This is a genomic window from Nocardiopsis sp. CA-288880 (genome assembly GCF_050955985.1).
In the GTDB taxonomy this organism is placed as follows: domain Bacteria; phylum Actinomycetota; class Actinomycetes; order Streptosporangiales; family Streptosporangiaceae; genus Nocardiopsis; species Nocardiopsis tropica.
In genome coordinates this window covers 3,177,760-3,198,248 of the sequence record NZ_CP192105.1, presented here as the reverse complement: position 1 = coordinate 3,198,248, position 20,489 = coordinate 3,177,760, and the positions used below count along the sequence as shown (strand labels likewise).

Below are 20,489 nucleotides of genomic sequence, written 5' to 3'. Positions count from 1 at the left end.
CCGGTCCGGGCGTGTCCGCCCCCGGACCCCGGACCGGGCGGGCGCGGGGACGGCCGGGCGAGCCGGGACCCCGCGGGCCGGGCCGTCAGGCGTGCGGGGTCCAGAAGGCGGACAGCCTCGCGACGCCGTGCTCCACGCCCTTCCAGCTCCCGGTGAAGCTCAGCACCGCAATCGCGGACGTCGGGAACCCGGAGCGGTTCATCCTGGGGAGCAGGTCGCCCTCGGCCTCACCGGCGAGCGCGTCGGCCAGGGCGTGCACGCCCGGGTTGTGGCCGACGACCAGCAGGTGCGCGACCCCGTCGTCGACCTCGCCGAGCAGGGCGGTCAGCTCGCCCGCCGACGCCTCGTAGAGCCGGTCCTCGTAGACGGTCCTGGGGCGCTGCGGGAGTTCGGCGGCGGCGAGCTTCCAGGTCTCCCGGCAGCGCACGGCCGTCGAGCACAGGACGAGGTCGGGCAGGAGGCCCGAGCCGGCCAGCCACCTCCCGGCGACCGGGGCGTCCTTCCTCCCCCGTTCCGCGAGCGGGCGTTCGTGGTCGTCCCCGTCGTTCCACTCGGCCTTGCCGTGGCGGAGGAGCGCGACGGTGCGTACGGTTTCACTCATGCCCCGATGCTGTCACGGTGCGTAGTCGCACGGCGGGTGTTCGGGGGAATCGGCTCCGGGGCCGCCCCGTGCGGCGGACCCGCGGAGGCGGCGGCTTCCGCACGGCGCGCCGGGCCGCCTCCGCGTAGGAGTGCGCCTGCAGGGGCGCCTCCTCCGTCCCCAGCCGGGTGATCGCCGAAGTGCTGCCCTGCGCCGAGACGCCCGGCGAGGAGGCCTTCGACAGCGCGATGCGGCGCATGGAGCTGGAGCGTGCCCGGATCACCGGGGAGACCGGCGACCTGGTGCGCAAGCGGCAGTCGCTCGACGCGCTGGTGGCCGAGGCGCACGAGTACCGGAGGCGGCTGGTCGCGAGCGGTTCGGCCTGAACCGTCGGCGGGCGCAGCTCCCCGGGTCCGCCGCCGCCTGCGCGGTGGGCGCGACAGGCCCCTCCCCCGCGCGCGTCCGGTCGGCGGCCCCGGGCCGGGAACGGCAACGGGCCCCGGCGCGGCCCCGGAACCGCGGATGGTACGAAGGTCGTCACGGAACCGACGAACGCCGTGACGCGGGGAGCGCAGCGCCCACCGCGCGCGGAGAAGGAGGGCGGTATGGCCGACGACGTGACCGTGGTCATCGGAGCGGGCGGCATGGGCGAGGCGATCGCCGCGAGGATCGGGGCGGGGACGCGCCTGCTGCTCGCCGACCGCGACGAGGAGCTCTTGTCGGCGGTCGCCGAACGGCTGGCGGGCCAGGGCTACGACGTGGCGGGGCGGACGGTCGACGTCGCCGACCGGGGCTCCGTCGCCGGACTGGCGCGCGCCGCCGCCGGGTCGGGCGCGGTGCGCAAGGTCGTGCACACCGCCGGGGTGTCCCCGGTCCAGGCCCCCGTTCCGGCGATCCTGGCGGTGGACCTGCTCGGCGTGGCCCTCGTGCTGGAGGAGTTCGCCGAGGCCGTCGCCCCGGGCGGGGCCGGCCTGGTCATCTCCAGCATGGCCTCCTACGGCCCGGTGGAGCTGTCGCCGCAGGAGGCGGTCCAGCTCGCCTCCGCGCCGGCCGACCGCCTGCTGTCCCTGCCGGTCGCCGCGCGGGACCGCTTCCCCGACTCCGGGCGGGCCTACGCGTTCGCCAAGCGTGCCAACCGGCTGCGGGTGCAGGGCGCCAGCGTCGTCTGGGGCGCCAAGGGGGCCCGGGTCAACAGCATCAGCCCCGGAGTGGTCTCCACGCCCATGGGCCGCGGTGAGCTGAACGGCGAGCACGGGCGGAGCATGCGGGCGATGGTGGAGGCCTCCAACGCCCGACGGGTGGGCACCCCCGCCGACATCGCGGCCGCGGCGGAGTTCCTGCTCGGCCCGTCCGCCGGGTTCGTCTCCGGCGCCGACCTGCTGGTGGACGGCGGTGTGATCGCCTCCTCCGTCAGCGGCGCCCTCGGCTGACGGGCCGGGGGCTCCGGTCGACGGCGGCCTGACGGGACCCCGCCGGGCCGGGGTCCGCGCCCGGCCGTACCCCGGGCCGCGCCGACCGGGGCGCCGGTGCGCGCAGCGCCCCGGCTCCGGAATGCGGCGGCGGCCCGGAACCGCCCTGTAGCGTGAGGGCCGACGGTCCCGGGCCCCGGCCGGACCTCCCCGGTCCTCCGCCGGGACCGCACGCCCCGACCCGAGGAACCGGAGGCCCCGTGACCGCCCAGACCCCCGTCACCCTGAACGGGCGCGCCTTCAGCTACCTCGACTTCGGCGGGGACGGCGTCCCGCTGGTCGCCCTGCACGGGACGTTCGGCCGCGCCGCCTCCTTCACCGGCCTCGCGCCGTACCTGGCCCCGGACTTCCGGGTCGTCGCCCTCGACCAGCGCGGCCACGGGCTCTCCGAGCACGGCGGCGACCTCGGCCGCGACGCCTTCGTCGGGGACGCGGCCGCGTTCCTGGAACACCTCGGCGCCGGCCCGGCGATCGTCCTCGGCCACTCCCTCGGCGGGGTGACCGCCTACCAGCTGGCGGCACGCCGCCCCGGACTGGTGCGCGCCCTGGTGGTCGAGGACATCGGGGCCGTCACGGACGCCTCCGAGGTCGAGAACCCGGTGTTCGACACCACCGGGTGGCCGACGGCCTTCCCGAGCCGGGAGGCGCTGGCGGAGTTCCTCACCCGCGAGGGCGTGCCCGCGCTCGGGTACTTCATGGAGAGCGCCCACGAGCACGACGGGGTCTGGCGCCTGCGGTTCGACCACCGGGACATGCTGGCCGCCCAGCGCGGCAACACCGGGGACTTCTGGACCGACTGGCTGGGCTCCGCCTGTCCCGCCCTGCTCCTCCGCGGCGGCCTGAGCCCGCTGCTGTCGGCCCGGCAGGCCGGGGAGATGGCCGAGCGCCGGCCCGGCACCCGGCTGCGGGTGCTGCCGGGATGCGGGCACTGGGTGCACCGCGACGACCCGTCGGGCTACGCCCTGGCCGTACGGGACTTCCTGCGCACGGTCCCCGCCGCCTGATCCCCGGGACCGTCCGGCCACGGTGGCCGGAACCGGCGGAGGGACCACGGCGGCGGGGCCGCGCGCCTCGCGCCCGTCCCCCGGCCGCGGTCCGCTCACGCCCGTCCGCCGCCCCTCCGCCGTCCGGGCCGGTACGGGCACACGCCGCTCCGTCCCGTCACCGGTGCGCACCCGCCTTCCCCGGAGCGAAGGAGCGAGGCGGGCCGGGACCGCCTGTCGGACACCGGCGTCCGGGTCGTGCCGCGGGCGCCTTCGCGAAGGCGTGGACGCACACGCCGCCGATCCCCGGGCGCCTCCTCTATCGGATGAGCGGGACCCACCTATTGCGACCTGCACCGACAACTTCTGCTTGACGATCGACATAAGACCGACGTACGGTTCGAGGCAGCTGGGTGAGGCAGATCACAGGTCCGGGTGATGTGGTGTCTCCGGACCGTCGGCATGGCCTCCACCGGTCACGAAGAGCTGTACCCCCTGCACCAAGCGGAGTCCGGCGGGGGCCACCCGCCGGTCCTGCCCTCCACGACGTGGACGGGGCGCCGGCGGACCGGGCCGCCGACGCCCGGCCACCGCGCCGCCCGACCACGATGAGGTCTGCGAGGAAAGGAGCCGGTATGGGCTGAGGCCGATGAGGCGGCACACCCCCGCTTCCCGCACCTGATAGCAGGAACTCCCCGTCAGCCCACCGGTCACAGCCACACGGCCCCCACCGGGCCGCGCGACCGCCGGGCCGCCCCTGCCGTCGGCGCCGGCACGCCGCACGGACTCATCGATTCGCTCCCACCCCCAGGTGAGGTTCCGTATGAAGAAGAGACCCCTGCTGACACTGGGCGCGCTCGCGGCCGGCGTCACCATGGCGCTGACCATGACCGCGCCGGTCGCGCACGCGGAAGAGACCGGCGAGGACGCGTTCTCCACCCTGATCTTCTCCAAGACCACCGGCTTCCGGCACGACTCGATCCCCCACGGCGTCGCGCTCGTCGAGGCGCTCGGCGAGGAGCACGGCTTCAGCACCGAGCACACCGAGGACTCCTCGGTGTTCAACGACGAGGACCTGGCCGCCTACGACGCGGTGATCTGGCTCTCCACCACGGGCGACGTGCTCGACGAGGACCAGCAGGGCGCCTTCGAGCGCTACGTCCAGGACGGGGGCGGCTTCGTCGGCGTCCACTCCGCCTCCGACACCCACTACGACTGGGAGTGGTACGGCGACCTCGTCGGCGGCTACTTCTCCAGCCACCCGCCGGGCACGCAGGACGCCCGGGTCGTGGTCAACGACAGGGTCCACCCCTCCACCGAGCACCTCCCGGCCAGCTGGGAGCGCCGCGACGAGTGGTACGACTTCGACCTGTCCCCCCGCGGCGACGTGCACGTCCTGGCCGGACTCGACGAGGACTCCTACGCGGACCAGGTCGATCCGGGGGGCCAGATGGGATGGGACCACCCGATCGCCTGGTGTCAGGCCTACGACGGCGGCAGGTCCTGGTACACCGGCGGCGGCCACACCGTCGAGTCCTACTCCGAGCCGGAGTTCACCGAGCACCTGCTCGGCGGACTGCGGTGGGCGGCCGGGGCCGCCGAGGGCGACTGCGGCGCCACGCAGTGGGACAACTTCGAGAAGGTCACCCTCGCGCAGGGTGAGGGCGCCGTGGGCGAGCCCATGGGCCTGGCGGTCCTGCCCGACGGCCGCGTCATGCACATCACCCGCGACGGCGAGGTGCGGCTGTGGTCCCCGGACACCTACACCACCGAGCTGATCGCCCAGGTGCCGGTGTACAACCACGACGAGGACGGGCTGCAGGGCATCGCCCTGGATCCGGACTTCGAGGAGAACGGGTGGGTGTACCTGTACTACGCGCCCGTGATCGAGGGCATCCCGCCGGGTGAGGCGCCCGCGGACGGCTCGCCGGAGGACTTCGAGCCCTACGAGGGCCACAACAACCTCTCCCGCTTCCAGTTCGCGGACGGGGACTCCCCCGCCCTGGAGCTGGACAGCGAGCAGGTCCTGCTGGAGGTCGGGACCGACCGGGGCATGTGCTGCCACGTCGGCGGCCACATCGACTTCGACTCCGAGGGCAACCTCTACCTGGCCACCGGCGACGACACCAGCGCGTTCGGGTCGGACGGCTACACGCCCATCGACGAGCGCGAGTCGCGCAACCCCGCCTTCGACGCCCAGCGCAGCTCGGCCAACACCAACGACCTGCGCGGCAAGCTGCTGCGGATCGCGCCCACCGACGACGGCGGCTACGAGATCCCCGAGGGCAACCTCTTCCCGCCGGAGGAGTACAGCGGCGAGCAGACCCGGCCCGAGATCTACGCCATGGGCCTGCGCAACCCGTTCCGGTTCACGGTGGACGAGGAGGACGGCACCGTCTACCTGGGCGACTACGGCCCCGACGCCAACGAGCCCGACCCGGACCGGGGACCGCAGAACACGGTCTCCTGGCACGCGATCTCCGAGCCCGCCAACATCGGCTGGCCCTACTGCATCGGCGACAACAGCGCGTTCGTCGACCACGACTTCGCGTCGGGGACCTCCGGCGAGGAGTTCGACTGCGCCGCGCCGGTGAACGACTCCCCGCGCAACACCGGCCTGGAGGAGCTGCCCCCGGTCACCCCCGCCTCGATCTGGTACAGCTACGAGGAGTCGGAGGAGTTCCCGCAGCTGGGCACGGGCGGCGGCGCCCCGATGGGCGGCCCGGCCTACCGGTTCGACCCCGAGCTGGAGTCGGACACCAAGTGGCCCGAGTACTACGACGGCATCCCGCTGTTCTACGAGTGGGACCGCGACTGGATCAAGCAGGTGCACCTGGGCGACGACGGCGACGTCCTGGACATCACCGAGACCGTCCCCGACATCAGCCTGGCCAACCCCATGGACATGGAGTTCGGCCCGGACGGCTCCCTGTACGTGCTGGAGTACGGGTCCGGGTACTTCGGCGGAGCCGACGACTCGGCGCTGTCGCGCATCGACTACACCGGCGGCGGGACCACCCCGGTCGCCGACATCAGCGCCTCCACGACCTCGGGACCGGCCCCGCTGGAGGTGGAGTTCTCCGCGGAGGGCTCCCACCACCCCGGCGGCCTGCCCATGGAGTACGCGTGGTCGTTCGGCGACGGCGCGACCTCGACCGAGGTCTCGCCCACCCACACCTTCGAGGAGGCGGGCCAGTACACGGTCGTCCTCACCGCGACCGACGGCGAGGGACGCACGGGGACGGCCACCACGACCGTCACCGCGGGCAACACCGCGCCCGACGTCTCCTTCCGGACCCCGCAGGACGGCCAGTTCTTCCACTGGGGTGACGAGATCCCCTTCACCGTGGACGTGGAGGACGCCGAGGACGGCTCGGTCGGCGCGGGCGTCGACTGCGGCGACGTCGCGGTCACGGCCTCGCTCGGCCACGACCGGCACGCCCACCCGTGGACCCAGTACGACAGCTGCGAGGACGTCAGCCTCACCGAGGTCGACGGCGGCCACGGGCACGACATGAACATCTTCTGGGCGTTGCAGGCCGAGTACACCGACTCCGGCGGGGACGGGGCGCCCGCCCTCACCGGAAGCGACGGGATCACGCTCAAGCCCGCACGGACGCAGGCCCAGTACTTCACCGACAGCGAGGGGGTCCGGACCGAGCCCACCGAGGACGCCGAGGGCGGCCTGGTCAACGTCAGCCACATCGGCCACGGCGACTGGACGGCCTACGACACGACCAACCTGACCGGGGTCGGGCAGATGGAGTTCCGGGTCGCCTCCGCGGGGGCGGGCGGAGCGATCGAGGCGCGCATGAACGCCCCCGACGGCGAACTGCTCGGCAGCGCCGACGTGCCCTCCACCGGCGGTTGGCAGGAGTGGACCGACGTGACCATGGACATCACCGATCCCGGGGAGACCTTCACGCTGTACCTGGTCTTCACCGGGGAGGACACCTCCGCAGAGGACGGCCTGTTCAACCTCAACTACTTCGAGGCGGTCCTGGACGGCCACGGGGGGCACGGCCCCCGGACCGAGCTGACCAGCCCGCAGGACGGGGCGGTCTTCGAGGAGGGCGAGGACGTCCCCCTCTCCGCCGAGGTCACCGACCACGCCGGGGCCGGTGTGGAGAAGGTGGACTTCCTCGTGGACGGCGAGGTCGTCGCCACGGTGACCGAGGGCCCCTACACGGCGGCCTGGCAGGGTGCGGCCGCGGGCGAGTACGAGGTCAGCGCCGTGGCCACCGACGGCGACGGCACCACCGGCGCCTCCGGCGCCGCCACCGTCACGGTCGAGGCGGGCGGCGCCGAGCCGCCGGAGTGCGCCCCGCCCGAGGCCGAGGACGGCTACACCCCCCTGTGGGACGGCGCGTCGCTCGACGGGTGGACCATGGCGGGCCCGGGCGGCTTCGACGTCGTCGACGACGGCGACGGCTGCGCCCTGGAGACCCGGGGCGGCATGGGGCTGCTGCGGCACGAGACGGAGATGGAGTCCTACCGGCTGAAGCTGGACTTCCTCGCCTCCGAGGAGACGGACAACTCCGGTGTCTTCGTCGGCTTCCCCGACCCCGGGGACGACCCCTGGGTCGCCGTCGAGGAGGGCTACGAGATCCAGATCGACGGCTACGGGGCGCCCGACGGCGACCCGGTCCACCGGACCGGCGCCGTCTACGGCTTCCGGGCGGCCGACTCCCACCCCGCGCGGGTCGGCGAGTGGAACGAGATGGAGATCGAGGTGGCCGACCCGGTGATCCGCGTGTGGATCAACGGGGAGCTGGTGAACGAGTTCGAGAGCACCGACCCGGCACGTGACCTGTCCTCGGGCCACATCGGGCTGCAGAACCACGGCGAGGCCGACCGGGTGCTCTTCCGCGACGTCCTGGTCCAGGAACTGGACGCGGTCGAACCGGTCACGTTCGCCGAGGTCCACGAGCGCATCGACGCCCTGGAGGGCGACGGCGCGCTGACCAGGTCCGAGGCGCGCCGGCTGGTCCCGCAGCTGGAACTGGCCGAACACCACCTGAACGTCGGCCGCACCGGGCAGGCCGCGCACGCCCTGGACCGGTTCGTCGAGGTTGCCGAGGCGGTCGCCGACGACGGCGCCAGGGAGGAGCTGCTGGAGCTGGCCGACAGGCTGCGTCCCCTCATCGACGACGAGTGACGGGACGCCTCCGGCGGACGCCGCCCCCTGGGACGAGCGTCCGCCGGAGGCCCCGTGACCACGGCGGGGCCGGTTCCGGCCGGCCCCGCCACCCCCGCGGCGGCGCCCCGACGGCGAGAACCACGACGTCGCGGCGCCGGGCCCACACGTACGACGAGAAGAAGGTGCCACGGTGTCCGCCAAGAAGGACCGCTCCTCCCCCGACACGCACCGCGAGGCGGCCGGGAGCCCCTCGCCCAAGCTCACCTGGGGGCTGACCGCCGGGTCCGTCCTGGTGGTCGCCGCCCTGGTCGCCGTCCTCGTCCTCTCCTTCACCGGAGACGACCGCACCGCCCCCGACCCGGCGCGCGTCGCCGAGCTCCAGGCCTCCGCTCAGGAGCGCGACCGCGCGCAGGTCGACCTGCTCGTCGAGCGTGCCGGAGCCGCGCACGAGGCGCTGGTGCCCGTGGTGGAGAGCCTGGACGCGGCCGTCCCGCCCGACGGTTCCACCCCTGCCGGGGACGCCCCCGACGACGGGGAGGTCGACTCCTGGCTGACCACCGTCCACGACGCGGCCGGGCACTTCGAGGACGCCCCCTCCGGGAACACCGGCCACAACGTCGCGTACGCGGGGCTGTCCAACTCCGTGGACCTGCTGGGTTCCGCGGTCGTGGCCTACTCCAGCGCGGAGCGCGCGCAGGACGCGCAGCGGACCGAGCTGCTGGAGCTGGCCGGGGACCTGCGCACCCAGGCGGTCCGCGGCTGGTCGGTGGCGGCCACCCAGCTGGACACGGTCAGTGTGGAGTCCGGCCACGGCCACGTCCACCTGTACCTGCCCGCGGCGCCCGGCAGCGGCGCGCTCGGCCCCGACGGCGCGCAGCCCGGCGAGGGCGGCGGCGCGCCCGAGGAGGGCGGCGCGGACAGCGGCGACCGGTGACCACACCGTTCCCCGAACGCTCGAAGGCACGGAGAAGGGAGCATGCGTTGACGCGAGTCGGAGTATGGCTGATCGGGGCACGGGGGTCGGTGGCGACCACCGCCGTCCTGGGGGCCCTGGCGGTGCGGTCCGGCGCCTCCGGGCGAACAGGGTGCGTGACCGAGCGGCCCGAATTCGCCGGGGCGCGCCTGCCCGGGATCGGCGACCTGGTCTTCGGCGGCCACGACGTGTCCGAGGTCGGCCTGTGCGAGAGCGCCGAGCGGCTGGCCCGTGCGGGGGTGCTGCCCGCCCACCTGCCGCCGGCCTTCGCCGACGGGCTGGACCGGACCGAGCGCGGTCTGCGCCGGGGCCTGGACGACGTCTCCGGCGGGGTCCGGCGCGGGGACGTGGACCGCCTGGAGGCGGACCTGCGGGGGTTCTCCGAGCGGGAGGCGCTCGAACGCGTCGTGGTGGTGGACCTGTCCAGCACCGAGCCCCGGCCCGGCGCGTACGCCGAACACACCGACGCCGACGCGCTGGAGGCGGCCCTGGACGCCGGGACCGCGCGGATCCCGGCCAGCTCCGCGTACGCGTACGCGGCCCTGCGCGCGGGCTGCGCGTTCGTGGAGTTCACGCCCAACACCGGCCCCCGGCTGCCCGCCCTGGCGCGGCTCGCCGACCGCTCGGGCGCGCCGTGGGCCGGGTCCGACGGCAAGACCGGGGAGACCCTGGTCAAGAGCGCGCTCGCGCCGATGTTCGCCGCCCGGGCGCTGCACGTGCGCTCGTGGTCGTCGGTCAACCTGCTCGGCGGCGGCGACGGCGCCACCCTGGCCGACCCGGCCAACGCCGAGAGCAAGCTCGCGTCCAAGGCCCGGGGGCTGGAGCACATGCTCGGCCACGGGCCGGACGGGCCCCTGCACATCGACTACGTCCCCGACCTGGGGGACGCCAAGGTCGCCTGGGACCACGTCTCGTTCGAGGGGTTCCTGGGGGCGCGGATGTCCCTGCAGTTCACCTGGTCGGGCTACGACTCCGCGCTGGCGGCGCCCCTGGTGCTGGACCTGGCGCGGCTGGCCGCCCACGCCCACCGGCAGGGCCGGACCGGCCCCGTGCCGGAGCTGGCGTTCTTCTTCAAGGACCCCGTGGGCACCCGCGAACACGGCCTCGCCGAACAGTGGCGGGCCCTGACGTCCTGGTGCGCCGCACCGGCGGAGGAGACCGAATGAGAGCACGCGACCTGGCGAGGCTGGTGCGCCTGCCCGCGGCGCTGAGCGTCCCCGGTGACACCCTGGCCGGCGCCGCTGCGGCTGGGGGCCTGCGCGGCCCCGGGGCCTGGGCGCTGCCCACGGCCTCGGTCTGCCTGTACTGGGCGGGCATGGCCCTCAACGACTACGCCGACCGGGAGGTGGACGCGGTCGAGCGCCCCGAACGCCCCATCCCCTCCGGGGCCGTTCTCCCCGGCGAGGCCCTGGCCGTCGCCTCGGGGCTGACCGTCACGGGCGTGGGCCTGGCCGCGGCGGCGGGCGGACGCCGGGCCGCGGGGGTGGCCACGGCCCTGGCCGCCACCGTGTGGGGCTACGACCTCCTCCTCAAGCAGACCCCGCTGGCCCCGCTGGGCATGGCGGCGGCCCGGGGGCTGGACGTGCTGCTGGGCGCGGGTGCGCGCCCCGCCGACGCGGGCAGGCCCGCGCTGGCGCTGGCCGTCCACACGCTCGGGGTGACCGCCCTGAGCCGGGGCGAGGTGCACGGGACGCGGCCCTCCGTCGCGGCGGGGTCGCTGCTGTGCACCCTGGCCGGCGCCGCGCTCGCCGCCGCGCCCGCCCGCGGTCGTGCGCCGGGCGGAGCCGCGGAGAGGGTCCTGGCGGGGGCGCTCGCGGGGCTCTTCGCGGTGAGGGTGGGCTCCGCCCAGGTCCGGGCGCTGGTCGAGCCCGAGGCGCGCAACGCGCGTGCGGCGACGGGCGAGGGGATCCGGGGCATGATCCCGCTCCAGGCGGCCCTGCTGGCCGGGCACGGCGCGCCGGGCACCGCGTGCGCGCTCGTCCTCGGAGCGCCCGTGGCGGCGCGGGCGTCCGAGGCGGTGTCGTTCACGTGAGGTTCGGATACGGCACCAACGGCTTCCGGGACCACCGGCTGGACGACGCGCTCGCCCTCCTCGCCGACCTCGGCTACGAGGGGGTGGGGCTGACGCTGGACCACCCGCACCTGGACCCCTTCGCCCCGGACGCCTTCGCGCGCACGGCCCGGATCGGCCGGCGGCTGTCCGAGCTGGGCCTGGCGGTGGTCGTGGAGACCGGCGCCCGCTACCTGATGGACCCGCGCCGCAAGCACGAGCCCACCCTGGTCTCCGACGAGGGCGCAGGGCGGCGTGTGGACCTGCTGTGCCGCGCCGTGCGCATCGCCGAGGACCTGGGGGCCGAGGCCGTCTCCTTCTGGTCGGGCGTCCTGCCCGCTGGGGTGGGCCGGGCGCAGGGCTGGTCCCGGCTGGCCTCGGGCGTGGAACGGGTCCTGGCCACCGCCGACGACCACGGTGTGGACTGCGCGTTCGAGCCCGAGCCCGGCATGTTCGCCGAACGGGTGGCCGACGCCCTGGAGCTGCGCGGCCGGCTCGGCGACCCGCCGCGCCTGCGGCTGACCGTCGACGTCGGGCACGGCGTGTGCAACGAACCGGACGGCCCCGAGGGCGCCGTCCGGCGCGCCGGGTCCCTGATCGCCAACGTCCAGCTGGACGACATGCGGCCGGGCGTCCACGAGCACCTGGAGTTCGGCGACGGGGAGATCGACCTGCCCGGCGTCCTGGGCGCCCTGGAGGGGGTCGGCTACCGGGGCCTGGCGTCGGTGGAGCTGCCCCGCCACGGGCACGCCGCCCCCGCGGTGGCCGAGCGGTCGATCCGCGCGCTCTCCCGGGCGCTGGCCGACTCCCGTGCCCGGAGGGCGGAGGTGTGAGCGAGAGGTACGCCTTCCTGGGCACGGCCGCGGCGCGCGAGGCCCTCGCCTCCCGGGTCGCGCAGGTACGGGACCGGCCCGCCCGGATCGCCGTGCTCTTCCCCGCCGCGGCCAGGAGCGTGGCGCGGGGGCCGGGCCCGTCCGGCGACCCCGACGGGGTGGCCGGGCCGACCCTGGAGGACATGGTGCGCGTGGAGCTGCTGGCCGCGCTGGCCGGGGCCCTGGCCCCGCCGGAGCTCGCCCAGGAGGTCCGCGACCTGTACCACCACGGTGACGCGGGTGAGCGGCGCGCCGTCCTGCGGGGCCTGGACGTGCTCGGCACCGGCCGGGAGGAGCTGGCCGGCGCGGCGCGCGAACTCTTGGCCGACGCGATGCGCACCAACGACACCCGGCTGATCGCGGCGGCGGCCTCCAGCGCGGCGACGGCCCTGCTCGACGCGGACTCCTGGCGCCAGGGCGTCCTCAAGTGCCTGTTCACCGGGGTGCCGCTGGGGACGGCGGCCGGAGTGCCCGAGCGGGCCGACGCCGAGCTGGCGCGCATGTGCGCCGACCACGCCGAGGAACGGGCGCTGGCGGGCCGGGAGGTCCCCGCCGACGTCCACCTCGTGCTGCGGCGCTTTCCCGACCAGGCCGCCCGCCTGGACACCCGACGAACGGAGGCGTGATGCGCATCTTCGACCCGCACGTCCACATGACCTCGCGGACCACCGACGACTACGAGGCGATGCACGCCGCAGGGGTTCGCGCCCTGGTGGAGCCGGCGTTCTGGCTGGGCCAGCCCCGGACCGGGGTGAGTTCCTTCCGCGACTACTTCGACGGCCTCGTGGGCTGGGAGCGCTTCCGTGCCGAGCGGTTCGGGATCCGCCACCACTGCGCGATCGCGCTCAACCCGAAGGAGGCCAACGACCCCCGCCTGCACGGGGTGCTGGACCTCCTCCCCCGCTACCTGGCCAAGGACGGCGTCGTGGCGGTCGGGGAGGTGGGCTTCGACTCCCGGACCTCGGAGGAGGAGAAGGCCTTCCGCCACCAACTGGAGCTGGCCGGGGAGTTCGGCCTGCCCGTCCTGGTGCACACCCCGCACCGCGACAAGGCGGCCGGGACCCGCCGCACCCTGCAGCTGGTCGCCGAGTCCGGCATTCCGGCCGAGCGGGTGCTGGTGGACCACCTCAACGAGGCCACCGTGGCGATGGTGCACGACTCGGGGTGCACGCTGGGCTTCTCCATCTACCCCGACACCAAGATGAGCCCGGAGCGCATGGTCCGCGTCCTGTCCGAGTGGGGCCCGGAACGGATGGTGGTCAACTCGGCCGCCGACTGGGGCCGCAGCGACCCGCTCGCCACCCTGCGCACCGGCGAGGCCATGCTCGCCGCGGGCTTCACCGACCGGGACGTCGAACGGGTCCTGTGGGACAACCCCGTCGAGTTCTACGGACGCAGCGGTCGCCTGCTGCTGGACGACGTGCCCGGGGCCGACCGCACCGCGACCTACTCCGGCAACTCCGTGCTGCGCGGCGAGCGTGCGGACGGAGGCGCCGCGTGAGGCTGCGCCACCCCGACGGCACGGTCGTCCACCTCGCCTACTGCACCAACGTGCACCCGGCCGAGGACCTGGACGGCGTCCTGCGACAGATCCGCGTCCACGGCGGCGGCGTGCGGGAGGCCCTGGGCGCGGACCGGCTCGGCCTGGGGCTGTGGCTGCCCGCCCCGCTGGCCCGGGAGCTGGCGGCGGACCCGGGGCTGACCGACCGGCTGCGCGCGGAGCTGGCGGCCGCGGGGCTGGAGACGGTGACCCTCAACGCCTTCCCCTACACCGGGTTCCACGCGCCCGTGGTCAAGCACGCCGTGTACGGCCCCGACTGGACCGACCGCGCCAGGCTGGACTACACGGTGGACTGCGCCCGGGTGCTGGCACGGCTGCTCCCCGACGACGCCGCGCGGGGCAGTGTCTCCACCCTCCCCCTGGCCTGGCGCGCACCGTGGGACCCCGGCCGCCTCGCCACCGCCCGCGCGCACCTGGACGAGCTCTCCGCGGCGCTGGAGGACCTGGCGCGGCGGGAGCGCCCGGTACGGGTGGGACTGGAACCCGAGCCCGGGTGCCTCGTCGAGTCCACCCGTGACGCGGCCCGGCTCCTGGCGGACCCGCCGCCGCACCTGGGCGTGTGCCTGGACACCTGTCACCTCGCGACGGCCTTCGAGGAACCGGGGGCGGCCCTGGACAGGCTCTCCGCCGCGGGCCTGCCCGTGGTCAAGGCCCAGGCGTCGGCGGCCGTGGAGGTCCCCGACCCCGCCGACCCGGCCGCCCGCGAGGCCCTCGCCGCCTTCACCGAGGACCGCTTCCTGCACCAGACGCGCGTCCGCGGCGAGGACGGTGCGCGGGAGGGCCGCGACGACCTGCACGAGGCCCTGGGCGGCGCCGACCCCCTGCCCGGGGACGCGCCCTGGCGCACCCACTTCCACGTGCCCCTGCACGCCCCCGCCGCCGCCCCGCTGCGCGGGACCACCGACCACCTCACCGACACCCTGCGCCACCTCCTGGGGCCCGGCGGCGCGCGCACCGACCACGTGGAGGTGGAGACCTACACCTGGTCGGTGCTGCCCGAGGCGTCGCGCCCCACCGACGGGAAGGGGCTCACCGAGGGCATCGCGGCCGAAGTGGCCTGGGCCCGCGACCGCATGACCGACCTCGGCCTGACCGTCCTCTGACCCCCGCGAGACGAAGGGACACCCGTATGCCGACGGAGGAACCGCGCCTGCTCGTCGTCAACGCGGTCGGGCTCACGCCCCGGCTGCTGCGACACGCGCCCCGACTGCGCGCCATGGCCGAGACGGGCTGGCAGGCCCCGCTGGAGACCGTCCTGCCCGCCGTCACCTGCACCGTCCAGTCCACGTTCCTGACCGGCCTGCCCCCGGCCGGGCACGGCGCCGTCGGCAACGGCTGGTACTTCCGGGACCTGGGCGAGGTGTACCTGTGGCGCCAGCACAACCGCCTGGTCCAGGGCGAGAAGGTGTGGGAGACCGCCCGGCGCCGCCGGCCGGGTTTTCGCACCGCGAACGTGTGCTGGTGGTACGCCATGGGCGCCACCACCGACTGGACCGTCACCCCTAGGCCGGTCTACCACGCCGACGGGCGCAAGTCCCCCGACTGCTACACCCGTCCCCCCGCCCTCCACGACGAGCTGACCGCGGAGCTGGGGCCCTTCCCGCTCTTCCACTACTGGGGGCCGACCGCGTCGATCCGCTCCACCGAGTGGATCGTGGCCGCGACCCGCAGACTGATGCCGCGGGCCGACCTGACCCTGTGCTACGTCCCCCACCTGGACTACGACCTGCAGCGGTACGGCCCCGGCTCGGAGCAGGCCCGCCGGGCGGTGGGCGACCTGGACGCGGCCCTGGCGCCCCTGTTGGACGACGCCGAGCGCTCGGGCACCGCCGTGATGGTCCTCAGCGAGTACGGCATCACCCCCGCGGACAGGCCCGTGCACGTCAACCGGGTGCTGCGGGAGGCCGGGCTGCTGGAGGTCCACACCCAGCACGGGATGGAGTACCTGGACCCGTGGGAGTCGCGCGCCTTCGCGGTGGCCGACCACCAGTGCGCCCACGTGTACGTCCGCGACCCCGGCGACGTGTCCGCGGTCGCCGGCCTCCTCGCCGGGGTGGAGGGGGTGGACCTCGTCCTGGACCGCGACGGGCAGGCGGAGCACGGGCTGGACCACGAGCGCTCCGGCGAGCTCGTCCTCGTGGCCGACCCGGGGGCCTGGTTCACCTACTACTACTGGCTGCGCGACGGGGCGGCGCCGGACTTCGCGCGGGGCGTGGACATCCACCGCAAGCCGGGCTACGACCCGGCCGAGCTCTTCCTGGATCCCCGGGACCGGTTCGTCAAGGCGCGCGCGGCGGCCAACCTCGTGCGCAAGAAGGCCGGTCTGCGCTACGCCATGAACGTGGTCCCGCTCGACCCGGGCTGTGTGCGCGGCACCCACGGGCGCGCGCACGGGGACCCCGACGACGGCCCCCTGGTGCTGTGCACCGATCCTGGCTTCGCCCGGGAACGCGTCGCGGCCACCGAGGTCCGCGACCTCATACTCGGTCTCGCCGGTGTGCCGGCACCGGCGGGACCGTCCACCCTCCCCTGACCCCCGGCCGCCGCCGGCCGCGTGGTCCGACCTGCGGCTTCGTGGGCGGTGCCGGCGGCTCCGGGCGCGTGGCCCTGCCGCTCGGTCACGGTGGTCTCCCCGTGCGTGGAGACCACCGGCCGGGCGGCCTCTGCCGGTGGATGCGGGGAAGTGGCCGGACATGTCCGGTATCGGGTCTAGGGTTGGCGCATGACTGAATCGCAGGACATCCAGGCCCAGGCACGCGAAGCCCTCCTCAAGAAGATCGTGGAGCTCGCTCCCGTGTCCGAGGAGGCCGAAGACGTGAAGGACCTCGCCGAGGCCTACGCGCTGGTCGTCAGCACCGACGAGGAGCACGCGGGACACTAGGGCGGGCGACTGCCCTCCGGGCGCCGACGGATCCTCGTCGGCGCCTTCGTCGTCCCCGGGGTCCTGCCCGCCGACGAGAACGGCCGCGGGCGTGGGGCGACGACCGGGGGCTCCTCTTCGATCAGGCCGACCCCCTTGTCCGCCCGGGACGGTCCCCCACGTGCGTGGGGCTCATACGCTCCTGACGGTCCAGGACGCCGAGCTGCCCGGTCCATCCCCACAAGCGCGGGGCTCACAGGAGCACGCCAAGGACCGCGGCCTGGATGGGCGTCTCCGCCACCGTCGCCCCTCCCCTTGGCTCACTGCGACCTCGTGTCCGCACGATATCGACGCACGGGGGGACAACAGGCAGAGATCGTAGGGGCAACCGCAGGCCCCTGGACGGCGACTCCCAGGGGCCGGTGCGGCACTATCGGCTGCTCTGCTTGACTTTGCCCAGGAACGCGGCCCACGCATCGGGCGAGTACGCGATGTGACCGAGCGAGCGGTTCTGGGTGTCGCGCACGTCAGCACCTGCTGCGTACTCCCGAACTTCCACGCACTCGTTGTTGCCACTGCTGTATGAGGACTTGTGCCACTCGGCGGTCATGCCAGGTCACCTCTCACTTGCTTCACCAGGTCCAGGGAGGCTGCGGGCGTAAGCGCCCAGGACATCTGTTCCCCGAAGATAGCGCCCAGCCGCCTGACCTCGTCGCGCTGGTCGATGATCACTCCTCCGGAGGCGTGTTCGGCGTAGGCCATCGGCAGCCGGTCCTCGAAGGAGATGAGCCTGAACGGTCCGGTCGCTACACCCGCGCGGTTCTGTGTTCCCGATGGGACGATCAGAAGCCGGATGGTCCCATCGGAATGCAGCCTCAGCAGATGATCCAGTTGCTTCACTTGGTCCTGTGGTGCTCCTATGTTGTGGCGGATCACGTACTCAGTGAGCACCACGAGCATCTGCGGACGGTTGAGCGAAAGCAGTTTCGGCAGCATCGACGTTCTGATCTTCACCAGCCGATCGATGTTGGCCGGGTCGTCTCCGGGGCGGCAGTCGGTTAGCACTGCGCGTGCGTACTCGGGGATCTGAAATCTTCCCGGGATGAGTGCTGAGTGAAAAATATCGATGGTGGTCGCATACTTCTCCGCTTCGGCGATCGCTCTGAACCACTCCGGGTTGTTGTCCGTTCGCCGCGCGGCTTCCCAAGCGCGTAGAACACCTCCGTGTGCTTCCAGCTCCCGGTCCAGGGCCTCTACATGGCTACGCCTGGGCCTGCGGGCCCCAGACTCGTAGCCACCGAGAGTGCTCCGAGCTATGCCGCCTAGCTGGGCTAACTCATGCTGGGATAAACCGGCCATTTTTCGCAAATGGCCCAATCTGGCACCAAATTCGCGCCATGCGCCGGGAGGGGCCTCAGTCGCCATGCCAGCACTATGCCACAGGACATGTTGCAGGGATGACGCGCTGCCGACGCAGAATGATGCGTCGTTCTCGCGTCTGTCCTGATTACGCGGCATCCCTAGATTCCTAACCGACTCGCGTCCATGCTCTCGGCAGAGGCCGAACGTCTCCGAACGGACCGACCGAGGGTGATCTCTGTGGGCAAGGTGATCGAGTTGCATGAGAGCAGCACGCAATCCGACATGAGGTTGCCGCCGCCGCGCCGTGTGACCGATGAGGCTCTACGGTCACCGATCATCACCAGCCGGCCCCTGCCGATCGGGGACGCGGTCGCCGTCTACGGGCTCCACCAGCTGGCCGCTGTCGCCCGACGGTGGGTCCGCGAGTACGCCGGGCGCCCCGCCGAAGAGGCAGAGACCCTTGCACTCCTCACCACCGAGCTTTTCGCGAACGCGGTCCGCCACAGCCGCAGCGGAAAGGCCGGTGGTGAGGTCATCGTCATCGTCAGCAAGACCGGCATGACCACGCAGGTCAAAGTCGTGGACAACGGCCCCTGCGAGCCAGGGGCCGGGCCGCGCCTTCGGGACGTCGATGTGGCGGCCGGAGAGGGCGAGGACGGGGGGTTCGGGCTTCGCCTGGTCGATGCCATGTCCACCCGATGGGGCGTCCTCTACGAGGACAGCCGCACCACCGTGTGGTTCGACATCGACCGGGACCAGCAGTGAGCGTCCGCGCTCGCACGCAGGCAGAGGACGCCCCGCACCGGCAGAACGCCGCAGCGCTGCAACGGGCGGTCGGGCCTTGGTGGGTCGTGTTCTGGGGACCCGCCTCCCGGAGGTTCTGGGCCTTCCGGCGGGGAGGCACCCATCCTCTGATGCTGAGCCGAGCCACCCCCAATGACCTCTACGAGGAAATCCAGCGGCACTAGCCAGACCGGCGTGGCGGGCGGTTGACCGTGCCAGGCCAGCACACCGGGACCGTCCCCCAGGCCCCGTGCGAGTCCCGCCCGCCACGCCTCCACACCAACCCACCAAGAGAGGACCCCCGCAGGTGACCACTCCCACGCTCGATGACGCGGAACGCTTGCCCGCCGAACTGATCGACGTCTTCCTGCCGCTCGCTCAGGCGGCGGATCGGCGCATCAACCCCGGCCGGTGGCTGCTCGCCGACTACAGCCGGGCAGCGCACGACGCATTCGACACCCACCAGGACGCCATGGCGTGGATGGATGTCGCAGCTCCGGTGATCCGCGGGTGCATCCGCATCGCAACTGCGACCACGCGCCACGAAGAGGCGTGGCAGCTCGCGGAGGCCCTGTCGGGGTGGCTGCACATCCGCAAGGACTGGCAGCTCTGGAGGTGCACACATGAGATGGCCGAGGAGTCGGCCCGGCACTGCGGCGCCGCCGCCCACGCCCGGATGCTCGCCGCGCTGGGCGAGTACCACCTGTGGCAGGACCAGGTCGAGGTGGCCGAGTCATATCTACAGCGCGCACGGGCCCGGTGGGCCGAAGCCGCCCACCGTCTCGGTGAAGCCTCGTGCCTGGAGGCCCTGGGCACCGTCGAGATGAAGAAGGACGACCCCGGCAAGGCGCGGGAGTTGGTGACCCAGGCTCGGGACCTGTTCGCCACGGCCGGCCGCGAGAGAGGGGTCGTGCTCATGAACCGGCGCATCGGGGAGACCTACCGCCACGAGGGCGACTACGCCAAGGCTCTGGGATTCCTCGAACACGCCTACCGGTGGTTCGAGGGAGACGGGGACGCCTATCAGCGGGTCCGCTGCGGACGCAGCCTCGCCCTGACCCTCGAAGGACTCGGCCGCGCCGCCGACGCCCAACAGCTCCTCACCGACCTCGTCAACCTCGCCGAGTCGATCGGCGCGCACACCGATGCCCGAGAACTTTCCCGCCTGGCCGGTCCGGTCACCGCGGGAGCATGACCGCCGTCCGCTCGGAGCCAGACCCCCTCAGAGCGGAACGGCCACGGCGACAAGGGGCGACCAAGGGGGCCGCCCCTTGTCGCCGGACTACCCACCGATCGCATCGACCAGGAAGAAGCCCGCAGGTGACCGATTCGAAACCGGAAGTCCTGAGCCCACGCGAAACACAGCGAAGGCTCGGCGTCCACGCGAACACGCTCCACGCATGGGCTGACAAGGGCGCGATTCGAGTCGCCCGCACTCCAGGTGGTCACCGCCGGTTCTTTCGGGAGGATGTGGACCGCATCGCCGACACGCGAATGACCCTCGGCCTCATCTCGACTCTCGGACGTGGCTCCAGCGAGTTCCAGAAGCCCGTGAAGCCCCGGCGTGCGAGAGACACCAAAGACTCCACATGACTGTCACATGTGGACGTGCGGTGAAGGCACCCCGGTCCGAAACCGCACACCCCGGGAAGGACCCCCAACCCGGTTAAGAGAGAGCGATTCCAAGGAGGAACCGTGAACGAGAACACCATCCCCGAGACCTACGAGGCCCCGGCGCTGACCGACCTGGGCGACGCCCGTGAACTCACGCTGGGTTCCGCTCAGAACGACACGGCGGACCTGGACGCCGCCCGCTACAACTAACCCCCGCGCCGGGCGCGGACCCCATGTGGGTT

At 73.6% G+C, this 20,489-nt stretch carries 20 protein-coding genes; 17 read left to right on the top strand and 3 right to left on the bottom strand.

Translation table 11 applies throughout. From position 1 onward, the window contains the following. Positions 1-85: 85 nt before the first annotated feature. Positions 86-601: a SixA phosphatase family protein gene (locus tag ACQPYD_RS13645; protein WP_433701356.1), complete on the bottom strand. Its 516-nt coding sequence runs from the start codon at positions 599-601 to the stop codon at positions 86-88. 167 nt (positions 602-768) lie between these two features. Here ACQPYD_RS13645 and ACQPYD_RS13640 point away from each other — a divergent pair, with 167 nt between their 5' ends. The 13 genes from ACQPYD_RS13640 (at position 769) to ACQPYD_RS13580 (ending at position 16,509) form a co-directional block, all read left to right on the top strand. Then, complete coding sequence (locus ACQPYD_RS13640; protein WP_433701355.1) at positions 769-966, top strand: hypothetical protein; 198 nt, start codon at positions 769-771, stop codon at positions 964-966. A gap of 219 nt (positions 967-1,185) precedes the next feature. Beyond that, entirely contained in the window at positions 1,186-2,010 is an 825-nt protein-coding gene (locus tag ACQPYD_RS13635) for an SDR family oxidoreductase (protein WP_433701354.1), read from the top strand. 239 nt (positions 2,011-2,249) lie between these two features. Then, positions 2,250-3,053, top strand: coding sequence for an alpha/beta fold hydrolase (locus ACQPYD_RS13630; protein WP_433701353.1), 804 nt, complete (start codon positions 2,250-2,252; stop codon positions 3,051-3,053). A gap of 802 nt (positions 3,054-3,855) precedes the next feature. After that, on the top strand, positions 3,856-8,190 hold the full coding sequence (locus ACQPYD_RS13625; protein WP_433701352.1) for a ThuA domain-containing protein: 4,335 nt from the start codon (positions 3,856-3,858) through the stop codon (positions 8,188-8,190). Between the two features lie 172 nt (positions 8,191-8,362). Further along, entirely contained in the window at positions 8,363-9,106 is a 744-nt protein-coding gene (locus ACQPYD_RS13620) for a hypothetical protein (RefSeq protein ID WP_433701351.1), read from the top strand. A 47-nt stretch (positions 9,107-9,153) separates the two neighbouring features. Further along, complete coding sequence (locus tag ACQPYD_RS13615; RefSeq protein ID WP_433701350.1) at positions 9,154-10,311, top strand: inositol-3-phosphate synthase; 1,158 nt, start codon at positions 9,154-9,156, stop codon at positions 10,309-10,311. Beyond that, positions 10,308-11,177, top strand: coding sequence for an SCO3242 family prenyltransferase (locus tag ACQPYD_RS13610; RefSeq protein WP_433701349.1), 870 nt, complete (start codon positions 10,308-10,310; stop codon positions 11,175-11,177). The genes ACQPYD_RS13615 and ACQPYD_RS13610 overlap by 4 nt, the downstream gene beginning before the upstream one ends. Next, positions 11,174-12,028 carry a sugar phosphate isomerase/epimerase family protein gene (locus tag ACQPYD_RS13605; RefSeq protein WP_433701348.1) on the top strand — a complete coding sequence of 285 codons (855 nt, stop codon included), beginning with the start codon at positions 11,174-11,176 and terminating at the stop codon, positions 12,026-12,028. The genes ACQPYD_RS13610 and ACQPYD_RS13605 overlap by 4 nt, the downstream gene beginning before the upstream one ends. After that, positions 12,025-12,693, top strand: coding sequence for an EboA domain-containing protein (locus tag ACQPYD_RS13600; RefSeq protein WP_433701347.1), 669 nt, complete (start codon positions 12,025-12,027; stop codon positions 12,691-12,693). The genes ACQPYD_RS13605 and ACQPYD_RS13600 overlap by 4 nt, the downstream gene beginning before the upstream one ends. Then, a complete protein-coding gene (locus ACQPYD_RS13595; RefSeq protein ID WP_433701345.1) occupies positions 12,693-13,568 on the top strand; it encodes a TatD family hydrolase in 876 nt (291 codons plus the stop codon). Before ACQPYD_RS13600 ends, ACQPYD_RS13595 begins: the two co-directional genes overlap by 1 nt. Further along, positions 13,565-14,731, top strand: a complete 1,167-nt coding sequence (eboE, locus tag ACQPYD_RS13590) for a metabolite traffic protein EboE (RefSeq protein WP_433701344.1) — start codon at positions 13,565-13,567, stop codon at positions 14,729-14,731. Before ACQPYD_RS13595 ends, eboE begins: the two co-directional genes overlap by 4 nt. A 26-nt stretch (positions 14,732-14,757) precedes the next feature. Next, on the top strand, positions 14,758-16,161 hold the full coding sequence (locus ACQPYD_RS13585; RefSeq protein ID WP_433701343.1) for an alkaline phosphatase family protein: 1,404 nt from the start codon (positions 14,758-14,760) through the stop codon (positions 16,159-16,161). A 189-nt stretch (positions 16,162-16,350) separates the two neighbouring features. Next, positions 16,351-16,509, top strand: coding sequence for a hypothetical protein (locus tag ACQPYD_RS13580; RefSeq protein ID WP_433701342.1), 159 nt, complete (start codon positions 16,351-16,353; stop codon positions 16,507-16,509). Between the two features lie 409 nt (positions 16,510-16,918). Here ACQPYD_RS13580 and ACQPYD_RS13575 read toward each other — a convergent pair whose 3' ends face one another. Together ACQPYD_RS13575 and ACQPYD_RS13570 are read right to left on the bottom strand one after the other, a co-directional pair. Continuing rightward, positions 16,919-17,098: a DUF397 domain-containing protein gene (locus tag ACQPYD_RS13575; RefSeq protein WP_433701341.1), complete on the bottom strand. Its 180-nt coding sequence runs from the start codon at positions 17,096-17,098 to the stop codon at positions 16,919-16,921. Then, positions 17,095-17,913, bottom strand: coding sequence for a helix-turn-helix domain-containing protein (locus ACQPYD_RS13570; RefSeq protein ID WP_433701340.1), 819 nt, complete (start codon positions 17,911-17,913; stop codon positions 17,095-17,097). Before ACQPYD_RS13570 ends, ACQPYD_RS13575 begins: the two co-directional genes overlap by 4 nt. Positions 17,914-18,132: 219 nt before the next feature. Between ACQPYD_RS13570 and ACQPYD_RS13565 the strand changes: the two genes are divergently transcribed. From ACQPYD_RS13565 to ACQPYD_RS13550, 4 genes are all read left to right on the top strand, one after another. Further along, a complete protein-coding gene (locus ACQPYD_RS13565) occupies positions 18,133-18,615 on the top strand; it encodes an ATP-binding protein (RefSeq protein ID WP_433701339.1) in 483 nt (160 codons plus the stop codon). Positions 18,616-18,940: 325 nt separating this feature from the next. Then, positions 18,941-19,828: a tetratricopeptide repeat protein gene (locus ACQPYD_RS13560; protein ID WP_433701338.1), complete on the top strand. Its 888-nt coding sequence runs from the start codon at positions 18,941-18,943 to the stop codon at positions 19,826-19,828. Continuing rightward, entirely contained in the window at positions 19,825-20,226 is a 402-nt protein-coding gene (locus tag ACQPYD_RS13555; RefSeq protein ID WP_433701337.1) for a helix-turn-helix domain-containing protein, read from the top strand. The genes ACQPYD_RS13560 and ACQPYD_RS13555 overlap by 4 nt, the downstream gene beginning before the upstream one ends. 102 nt (positions 20,227-20,328) lie before the next feature. Beyond that, positions 20,329-20,457: a lasso RiPP family leader peptide-containing protein gene (locus tag ACQPYD_RS13550; RefSeq protein WP_433701336.1), complete on the top strand. Its 129-nt coding sequence runs from the start codon at positions 20,329-20,331 to the stop codon at positions 20,455-20,457. The last annotated feature ends 32 nt before the right edge of the window (positions 20,458-20,489 follow it).

What these genes read in the sequence shown, in the direction of transcription:
- ACQPYD_RS13645 (WP_433701356.1), bottom strand. Translation starts at nt 601, where the DNA reads ATGAGTGAAACCGTACGCACCGTCGCGCTCCTCCGCCACGGCAAGGCC.
- ACQPYD_RS13635 (WP_433701354.1), top strand. Translation starts at nt 1,186, where the DNA reads ATGGCCGACGACGTGACCGTGGTCATCGGAGCGGGCGGCATGGGCGAG.
- ACQPYD_RS13625 (WP_433701352.1), top strand. Translation starts at nt 3,856, where the DNA reads ATGAAGAAGAGACCCCTGCTGACACTGGGCGCGCTCGCGGCCGGCGTC.
- ACQPYD_RS13610 (WP_433701349.1), top strand. Translation starts at nt 10,308, where the DNA reads ATGAGAGCACGCGACCTGGCGAGGCTGGTGCGCCTGCCCGCGGCGCTG.
- ACQPYD_RS13595 (WP_433701345.1), top strand. Translation starts at nt 12,693, where the DNA reads ATGCGCATCTTCGACCCGCACGTCCACATGACCTCGCGGACCACCGAC.
- ACQPYD_RS13585 (WP_433701343.1), top strand. Translation starts at nt 14,758, where the DNA reads ATGCCGACGGAGGAACCGCGCCTGCTCGTCGTCAACGCGGTCGGGCTC.
- ACQPYD_RS13580 (WP_433701342.1), top strand. Translation starts at nt 16,351, where the DNA reads ATGACTGAATCGCAGGACATCCAGGCCCAGGCACGCGAAGCCCTCCTC.
- ACQPYD_RS13575 (WP_433701341.1), bottom strand. Translation starts at nt 17,098, where the DNA reads ATGACCGCCGAGTGGCACAAGTCCTCATACAGCAGTGGCAACAACGAG.
- ACQPYD_RS13570 (WP_433701340.1), bottom strand. Translation starts at nt 17,913, where the DNA reads ATGGCGACTGAGGCCCCTCCCGGCGCATGGCGCGAATTTGGTGCCAGA.
- ACQPYD_RS13565 (WP_433701339.1), top strand. Translation starts at nt 18,133, where the DNA reads ATGAGGTTGCCGCCGCCGCGCCGTGTGACCGATGAGGCTCTACGGTCA.
- ACQPYD_RS13555 (WP_433701337.1), top strand. Translation starts at nt 19,825, where the DNA reads ATGACCGCCGTCCGCTCGGAGCCAGACCCCCTCAGAGCGGAACGGCCA.